Below are 8,794 nucleotides of genomic sequence, written 5' to 3' on the forward strand. Positions count from 1 at the left end.
TCTCGTGGTCCTCACCGGAGACATCATGCGGATGCCCGGCCTTCCGCGACGGCCCCGAGCCGAGGACATCGATCTCGTCGAAGGCCAGATCGAGGGACTCCAATAGACCCAGTTACAAATCGCGGGCGGAGCCGACCCGTCGGCTCGAAGGGCGGACGACTTCGGGCTCGGGGGTGAAATCCTCGCCGGGGTTGACGAAGCGGTTCATCTCGATCTGGTACTGTCGATCGTAGAGCTCTCGATAGCGACCCCCGATGGCCAGAAGGGCATCGTGACTTCCGCGCTCGACGATTCTGCCTCCCTCGAGCACGAGGATCTGATCGGCGCTCACGATCGTGGACAGGCGATGAGCGATCACGAAGGTCGTTCGTCCCTTCCTCAGCGACCGCAGGCCATCCTGGATCATCGCTTCGCTCTCGCTGTCGAGGCTCGACGTCGCCTCGTCGAGAACGAGGATCTCGGGATCCGAAAGGATGGCGCGGGCGATGGCGATACGCTGCCGCTGCCCGCCCGAGAGCTTGACGCCTCGCTCACCCACGACGGTGTCATAGCCTTCGGGAAACCGCTCGACGAACTCGTCGCAGTGGGCGATGCGACTGACGCCGCGAATCTCGGCATCGGTCGCCTCCGGCCGGGAGTAAGCGATGTTCTCCCGCACGGTTCCATCGAAAAGGAAGTTGTCCTGAAGGACGACGGCGACGTGCCGCCGGTAATCACGGAGCTTGAGCTTGGTCAGGTCCCTTCCGTCGACGAGGATCCGGCCGGTCCTGGGACGGTTGAAGGTGAGGACGAGGCTGATGAGCGTGCTCTTACCCGAGCCGCTCGATCCAACCAGAGCGGTGGTCGTGCCCGCGGGCGCTTCGAACGATATGCTTTCGAGAACCGGTATGCCTTCCCGATACGCGAACCCGACGTTCTCGAAGCTTATGTCGCCTCGAATCGCGCCGACGGGGTCGCAATCCCGGTCCCGCTCGTCTTCGGTCGCCAGACTTCGGATCTCGCGAATCCGGTCGAGGCCGGCGAAAGCCTCGCTGAGCTGGGTGGAGATCGAGGAGATCTGAACGAGCGGGGCGGCCACGAGACCGGTGAAGAAGATGTACATGACGAAGTCGCCGAGCGTCATCTGCCCCGAGAGTATCGCCCGGCCACCCACGACGATCATGAGAACGCCGACGGCCCCCAGGACGATCGTCGAGAGCGACGAGACTCCGGAAATCGCGGTGACGGACTTGGCGACGTTTCGGAAGAGCTCGTGCACGTTGTGAGCGAAGGTGCGCGCCTCGCGTTTCTCCGCCGTGTAGGCTTTCACGATGCGAATGCCGGCGAAGGTCTCGCCGAGCCGGCCGGTGGCGGTGGCATTCAGCTCGCTCCTCTTGCGGAAGAGCGGCCGCAGCCGAGTGAACGCGAAGGCCATCCCGATTCCGAAGGCCGCGAGCACGACGAGTGTCAGGGACGTCAACCGCCAGTTGAGGTAGAACAGGACGCCGAGCGAGACCGACGCGGTGAGGAGTCCTCCGAACAACTGCACCAGCCCCGTCCCCACCAGGTTCCGTATGCCCTCGGCATCGGTCATGACGCGTGAGATGAGCTCGCCGCTCTTGACCGAGTCGAAGTAGGAGATCGGAAGGCGTAGGATGTGCTGGTTCACCTTCTTGCGCATCTCGGTGATCGCGCGCTGGGCGGCGACACCGAGAAGCTGCGAGAGACCGAAGGCGGTCGAAGCTTGAATCAACGTGGCCAGCCCCGCCGCCGCGGCGAGGGGGACGAGCAGCTCACTCCGGCTGTTCGCAATGACCTCGTCGATGAGGTACTTCGAAGAAGCGGGGAGTACGAGCCCGGCGAGTCGGCCGATGAGCATCAACACGAACCCGAGTGCGAGACGATATCTTCGCTCCCAGATCACGTCCTTCGCCTCGGTCCAGACGACGGAAAGACCCGGCTTGCCGTCGCCCCCTGAGACGGAACGCGAGCTTCCGCGGGTGCGCTCCGCTCGTCGGGACAGTCCAGAAAGCCTCATGATGGTCCAACTATAACGTGCCGGAGTAAAGGATGCCTTTCGTGAAGCTCCACCGGAACGTCTGGGCCACGTCGGTCGCGAGCTTTCTCACCGACGTTTCCAGCGAGATGATCTGGAACGTCCTGCCCCTGTTTCTCTCGAATGTCCTCGGCGCCCGAATGACCGTCGTCGGTCTCATCGAAGGCGCGGGAGAGAGCCTCTCGAGCCTCCTCAAGGTCTTCTCGGGGTTCCTCTCCGACAGGTACTCGAATCGAAAGAAGCTTGCGGTTCTCGGCTATGCTCTGTCGACGGTAGCGAAACCCTTTCTCTACTTCGCGATGACGTGGGGGACCGTGCTCGCGGTGCGCGTCACCGACCGCATGGGGAAAGGAATCCGGACCGCGCCGCGAGATGCCCTTCTGGCCTCGAGTATTCCCACCGAGCACCGCGGCTTCGCGTTCGGGCTCCACCGCGCCGCGGATACCGCTGGCGCCTTCGTCGGTCTCGTCGCGGCCGGCGCCGTCGTATGGCTCACGCAGCGCGGCGGCCTCGAGCTCGAGCGCACGACGTTTCAAACGCTCGTCTTCTGGGGCGTGATCCCAGCGATAATCGCCGTCCTGGTTCTGGCGCTCGCCGCCGAGGAAGTGGGCGCTTCACGACCGAAGCGACGGCCGAGGCTTACCCTCGAGGGTTTCGACCGGGAGTTTCGGCGTTTCCTTCTAGCAGTGGCCGTGTTTACGCTCGGAAACTCCGCCGACGCCTTCCTCGTGTTGAGGGCTCAAGAGCGTGGCTTGTCCGTTCTCGGAATCCTTGCCATGCTCGCCGGCTTCAACCTCGTCTACGCTCTCGTGTCCGTGCCCGCCGGACGGTGGTCGGACCGACTGGGGAGACGGCGCGTGATCGTGGCCGGATGGCTCTTCTATGCGGTGATCTATCTGGGTTTCGCCCTCGCCGAGGGCACGGAACATATCGTTCCCCTGTACGTGGCCTACGGTTGCTACCACGGGCTCACCGACGGAGTCGCACGCGCCTACGTGGCCGACGTGACGGCGGAAGACCAACGAGGCACGGCATTCGGCCTCTACCATGCCGTGATCGGAGCCGCGGCACTTCCCGCAAGCCTACTCGCCGGGCTTCTCTGGCAAAGCATCGGTCCCTCAGCTCCCTTCTGGATTGGCGCCGTGCTCGCACTCTTGGCAACCCTTCTTCTTCTGGTCCCCTCTTCCCGGCTAACATCTAGAGAGTTCTAGCTCTCGTGCTGGAATCGCGATAGGGGTCCTCGATTCATGGCCGCTTGATTGCCGATGACGCTCGTGATGACATTACGGCGTGATCGTCAACGCTACGAGGCGATGAGACCGTATCCTTTTGCCGCCGTTTGTCTGTCGCTGAGCTTTGCCTCCCCTGTGGCGGCATCGTCCGCGCCCCGCGTCGTCGTCCTGAACTTGTATTACGCCAAGCAAGGGAGCGAGGAGGACGTCCTCGAGACGAGGCTCGAGGCCTCCCGCGTTCGCGGTCGGCTGGGTCTTCCCCGAGGGCGCATTCTCCGCCGGATCCAGGGACCCGATTCGCTCCCCGACGTGATCTGGGAGTGCGAGTTCGAGGACGTCACCGGGCACGACCGGGACATGGACGCCCGCGCCGCAAGCCAGGATTTCGAGGCGGTAAGAGCGAGAATGGGGACGCTGCTAGAGCGTTTCGAGCGTTCGCTGTGGGAGCTGCGATTCGATGGAAACGATGGCGTTGACGTGCCGGGAATTAGCGTTCTGAACGCCTACTACCCGAGTCCGGAGCGCGAAGAAGACGTCCTCTCCCATCGCATTCATGCGAGCGAGGTTCGAGGCTCCCTCGGCTTTCCCGAGGGGCGAGTCCTGTACCGAATCTCCCAGGGGGATCTTCCGAGCGTTCTCTGGCAGATGGACTATGCGGACCTCGAAGCGCGCCGGCGCGATTCCGAAGGGATCGGCGCCACCGCCGAGTTTCAGGAAGTCATGGAGAAGATGGGAACGCTCATCCGGAGCTTCGAGCGCGGGATCTTCGAGATCGTGAGCGAATCTCGTCCAGACTGAATCGACACTCGGATATCGAGTGGTCAGGCCTACTCGAAATCCGACCAGCGATCGCCGTATAATGTCCCCCAAGTTACACTTGGGGCTTGTACCCGCACGACGAGCCTCATGGGCACCGACGGGGAGAGACGATGAAGAGGTTTGCCTTTGCCGTAGTGGGCGTCACGTTACTGTGCGTCTGGCTCACGGCGGACGACGCCCCGGTGCGAGCGGCGGTGACGGCCCCGCAGGCGCCGGAAGCGAGCCCGGCTTCCCTCGAAGAGCTGAATTTCGTCGTGCAGGACTACTGCCTCGTGTGCCACAACGACACCGCGCTGACCGGAGGCCTGACGCTCGAGGGTTTCGACGTCGCCCGCGCCGTCGAGAATGCGGAGATCGCCGAAAAGATGATCCGCAAGCTGCGAGCGGGCATGATGCCTCCGCCCTACGCACCCCACCCCGAGAACGAGCAAGTCGACGCTCTCGTCGGACTGCTCGAGAGACGAATCGACGAGGCCTATGAGAAGAACCCCAATACTGGTCGAAGGCCCTTCCAGCGGCTCAACCGAGCCGAGTACGAGCGTTCGGTTCACGACCTGGTGGGAATCGACGTGGACGTCACGGCCTTTCTGCCGCCGGACACCATCAGCCATAGTTTCGACAACATTGCCGACGTGCAGACGATGTCCGCCACGCTTCTGGAAGGATATATGCGGGCCGCGGACCAGATTAGCCGTCTCGCGGTGGGCGATCCGGACACCAGCCCGACCGAGGCGACCTACAAGCTTGCGCGAACGGCGTCGCAGATGCAGCACGTGGAAGGCGCTCCCATGGGAACGCGGGGCGGGATATCCGTCGTCCACAACTTTCCCGACGACGGCGAGTATATCTTCAAGGTACAGCTCCACGGCACACCGACGGGGCTTCTCTTCGGGCTCACCAACGAAGAGGAGAAGATCGAGATCTCGGTGAACGGCGAGCGCGTGGCTCTTCTGGGCATCGATCCGCTGATGACGGAGTCGGATAAAAACGGCCTGATCTTGCAGACGGATCCCATTGCCGTCCGGGCCGGTCCCCACCGCATCGCCGCCGCTTTCATCCAGAGATTCGTGGGGCCGATCGACGATCTGATGGCGCCCATCGACCACACGCTCGCCGATACGACGGTCGGTGAGGCCTTCGGCATGACGACCCTGCCCCACCTGCGCTTCTTCAGCATCAACGGGCCGCACCACGTGACCGGGGTTTCCGACACACCGAGCCGCCGTCGGATATTCACCTGCCGCCCGGTCTCCGCCGAGGACGAGATTCCCTGCGCGAGCGAGATCGTGACTCAACTGGCGACGAAGGCCTACCGGAGGCCGGTGAGCGAGAGCGACGTCGAAGGTCTCATGTCCTTCTATCAGGCCGGCCGCGACGAGGGCGACTTCGAGACCGGCATCCGAAAGGCCTTGCAAGCGATACTCGCGAGCCCTCACTTCGTTTTCCGGCTCGAGCGCGTGCGGGCAGAAGCGGCGCCGGGCGAGAACACCCTCATAAGCGATCTCGAGCTCGCCACCCGGCTGGCGTTTTTCCTCTGGGCCTCTAGCCCGGACGAGGAGCTCGTCGCGATCGCGAGCAATGGAGCTCTTCGCGATCCCGGCGTGATCGAGGAACAGATTCGACGCATGCTCCGGGATCCACGCTCGAAGTCGCTTGCCACGCGATTCTTCGCCCAATGGCTGCGATTGCAGGACCTCGAGAAGATTCACCCCGATGCGTTGCTCTATCCTTATTATGACCAGACGCTGGCCGAGGCTATGCGGCGGGAGTCGGAGCTGTTCTTCGAATACATGCTCCGCGAAGACCGCAGCTTGCTCGACCTGCTGACCGCAGACTACACCTTCGTCAACGAGCGCCTCGCCGAGCACTACGAGATTCCCAATGTGACCGGAGCCGATTTCCAGTATGTGCGACTCGATGACGACACCCGGAGGGGCATCCTGGGCCACGGCAGCATTCTCACCCTGACGTCCATTGCCGACCGGACGTCTCCGGTTCAGCGGGGAAAGTGGATTCTGGAAGTTCTGCTGGGAACGCCGCCCCCACCGCCGCCACCGAACATTCCGGAGCTCGAAGCCACCAAGGAGGTCGAGGGCGGCGAGCGCCTCACCGTCCGAGAGCTCCTGGCGAAGCATCGCGCCGATCCCGCGTGCAAATCGTGTCACGACGTGATCGACCCGCTCGGCCTGGCTCTCGAGAACTTCGACGTGACGGGACGGTGGCGGATCAAGGACAACGGGGCTCCCGTCGACGCATCGGGCGAGCTCTACGACGGCACGACGCTTCATGGTCCCGCGGGTCTCCGCCAGGCGCTCTCGAGATATTCGGATACCATCATCTCGAGCTTCACCGAGAGTCTCATGACCTACGGGCTCGGCCGCAGGGTCGAGTACTACGATATGCCGGCGATACGGCAGATTGTCCGCGCGGCGGCCGAACGGGAGAACCGGCTGTCCTCGTTCATCGAGGGTGTCGCCAAGAGCCCCGCGTTCCAGATGAGGACGGTGGAGCCGATCGTCAGCACCGAGGAGCCATAGATTCTTTTTTGGAGGAACAACCCAATGGTCATCACCAATAAGCACATATCCCGCCGCGCGGTGCTTCGCGGCATGGGCGCGACGGTGGCGATGCCGTTTCTGGAGGCGATGGTGCCCGCGCGCAAGGCATGGGGCGACGTCCCGTCGGTTCCGACTCGTCTGGTGTGCATCGAGATGGTCCATGGGGCCGCGGGCAGCACCAAGTACGGGCTCGAGAAGAACCTGTGGGCGCCGGCGGCCGACGGCAGCGAGTTCGACCTGGCTCCGACCGCACTGAGCTCGCTAGAGCCATTCCGAAGCCATTTGACGATCGTGAGCAACACCGACGTCCGCCAAGCGGAGGCATTCACGCTGCCGGAGATCGGCGGGGATCATTTCCGATCGAGTGCCGTGTTCCTGACGCAATGTCACCCGAAGCAGACCGAAGGATCGGACGTTCGCGCCGGGATCTCCTTGGAACAGCTCTACGCCAACCGCTTCGGACAGGACACGCCCGTTCCCTCGATGCAGCTATCGATCGAGAGCGTGGATCAGGCGGGCGGCTGCACCTACGGTTACTCCTGCGTCTATACGGACACGATCAGCTGGGCGTCGGAGAACGATCCCCTGCCCATGGTCCGAAACCCTCGGGTCGTTTTCGATCAGCTCTTCGGCGCCGGTGCGACCCCGGAAGAGCGCGCCGCCCGCCGGCGAACCGACAGCAGCATTCTCGACTGGATCAGCGACGAAGTCGCGCGAGTGAACAAGGAGCTCGGACCTTCCGATCGTCGTCGGCTCAGCGATTATCTCGAGAGCGTTCGAGAGATCGAGCGCCGTATCCAGAAAATCGAAGAGCGAAACCAGAGCGGCGAGCCGCGGGAGCTGCCAGGCGCGCCCATCGGGGTCCCGGACTCCTTCGACGAGCACGTGAAGCTGATGTTCGACCTGATGGCAGCGGCATTCACGTCCGACACGACGCGGGTGTTCTCGTTCAAGATGGGCCGCGACGGCTCGGGACGCGTCTACCCCGAGAGCGGAGTGACCACGGGGTTCCATAATTCCTCGCACCATCGCGAGCAGCCCAAGCGCATCGAGGAGTTCTTCGCGATCAACCGATACCACGTCAGCACGATTCCCTACCTCCTCGGAAGGCTCGAGGAGACGATCGAGGGTGACTCCAATCTGCTCGAGAAGTCGCTCGTTCTCTACGGCTCGCCCATGGGCAACCCGAATGTCCATAACCACAAGCGTTGTCCGCTGTTTCTCGCCGGACATGCGAACGGCCAGTTCAAGGGCAATCTCCACCTCAAGGCCGCCGATGAGACACCGATGGCGAACGCGATGCTCACCCTGCTGCGCCGTCTCGGACTCGAGGAGCTCGAAAGCTTCGGGGACAGCACCGGCGAGATGGCGCTCTAACAGGCTGATGAAAAAGCACAGCCCAGCCTGCCGAGCGGTGGCCAAAATCTATCCGCGACGACAGCGCGAATCGTCCGCATCGGGCTGCTTCGAAGGAATCAGATGTGAGCACGAAGTGCGAATAAGCGCCGCAGAGGCCGAGCCGTGGCGGCCCGATCGATTACGGGTCCCGCCACGGCATTGAGTACTAGAAGAAAGGCATCGAGCGGTACCGACGGAGGGCGACGATGTTGGAAGCAAAGGGCATAGGAAAAGGCTTTCGTGTGGTGGCAGCCGGATCGTGCCTCCTTTTGCTGGTCGCGGCGGCGCCGGGTGATGTTCCCGGTTCCGGCCGCTCTCCCGTTGCCGACGCGGCCATGCAGGGTGACCTCGAGACCGTCCGCTTGCTGTTGCGGCAGGGTGTGGACGTGAGCTCGGCTCAGGGCGACGGCATGACGGCTCTGCATTGGGCTGCCCTGAGCGGCAGCGGCAAGATGGCCGAGGTGCTGCTCTACGCCGGAGCGAACGTCGGTGCGACCACTCGCCTCGGCGGGTACACGCCCCTTCTGCTCGCCAGTAAAGGCGGCCACGCTTCCCTGATCGCGACGCTGGTTTCCGCCGGAGCCAACCCAAACTCCACGACGACTTCGGGGACGACGCCCCTCATGTTGGCCGCCGCCTCCGGCAGTACGGATGCGGTCAACGTTCTGCTGGATCACGGTGCCGACGTCAACGCGACCGACGCGGACAAGAGGCGAACCGCGTTGATGTTCGCCGCCGCAAGAAATCGCAGC

General features: G+C 63.5%; 7 protein-coding genes. 6 read left to right on the forward strand and 1 reads right to left on the reverse strand.

Features of this window, described 5'->3' with window-relative positions:
• Positions 1–106 (forward strand): formate--tetrahydrofolate ligase (locus VEK15_21815; protein HXV63352.1); only part of this gene is annotated, 106 nt, incomplete at its 5' end.
• Positions 107–112: 6 nt separating this feature from the next.
• Here VEK15_21815 and VEK15_21820 read toward each other — a convergent pair.
• Positions 113–2,017, reverse strand: coding sequence for an ABC transporter ATP-binding protein (locus tag VEK15_21820; GenBank protein ID HXV63353.1), 1,905 nt, complete (start codon positions 2,015–2,017; stop codon positions 113–115).
• A gap of 41 nt (positions 2,018–2,058) precedes the next feature.
• On the opposite strand from VEK15_21820, the gene VEK15_21825 reads away from it, so the two are divergent.
• The 5 genes from VEK15_21825 to VEK15_21845 form a co-directional block, all read left to right on the forward strand.
• Entirely contained in the window at positions 2,059–3,246 is a 1,188-nt protein-coding gene (locus tag VEK15_21825; protein HXV63354.1) for an MFS transporter, read from the forward strand.
• 102 nt (positions 3,247–3,348) lie between these two features.
• Positions 3,349–4,065 carry a hypothetical protein gene (locus VEK15_21830; GenBank protein ID HXV63355.1) on the forward strand — a complete coding sequence of 239 codons (717 nt, stop codon included), beginning with the start codon at positions 3,349–3,351 and terminating at the stop codon, positions 4,063–4,065.
• 131 nt (positions 4,066–4,196) lie between these two features.
• Complete coding sequence (locus VEK15_21835; GenBank protein ID HXV63356.1) at positions 4,197–6,623, forward strand: DUF1592 domain-containing protein; 2,427 nt, start codon at positions 4,197–4,199, stop codon at positions 6,621–6,623.
• 24 nt (positions 6,624–6,647) lie between these two features.
• Positions 6,648–8,021, forward strand: coding sequence for a DUF1552 domain-containing protein (locus VEK15_21840; protein HXV63357.1), 1,374 nt, complete (start codon positions 6,648–6,650; stop codon positions 8,019–8,021).
• Positions 8,022–8,248: 227 nt separating this feature from the next.
• Positions 8,249–8,794: ankyrin repeat domain-containing protein (locus tag VEK15_21845; GenBank protein HXV63358.1), on the forward strand; the 546-nt coding region annotated here is incomplete at its 3' end.

The organism is Vicinamibacteria bacterium (assembly GCA_035620555.1).
Lineage (GTDB): Bacteria > Acidobacteriota > Vicinamibacteria > Marinacidobacterales > SMYC01 > DASPGQ01.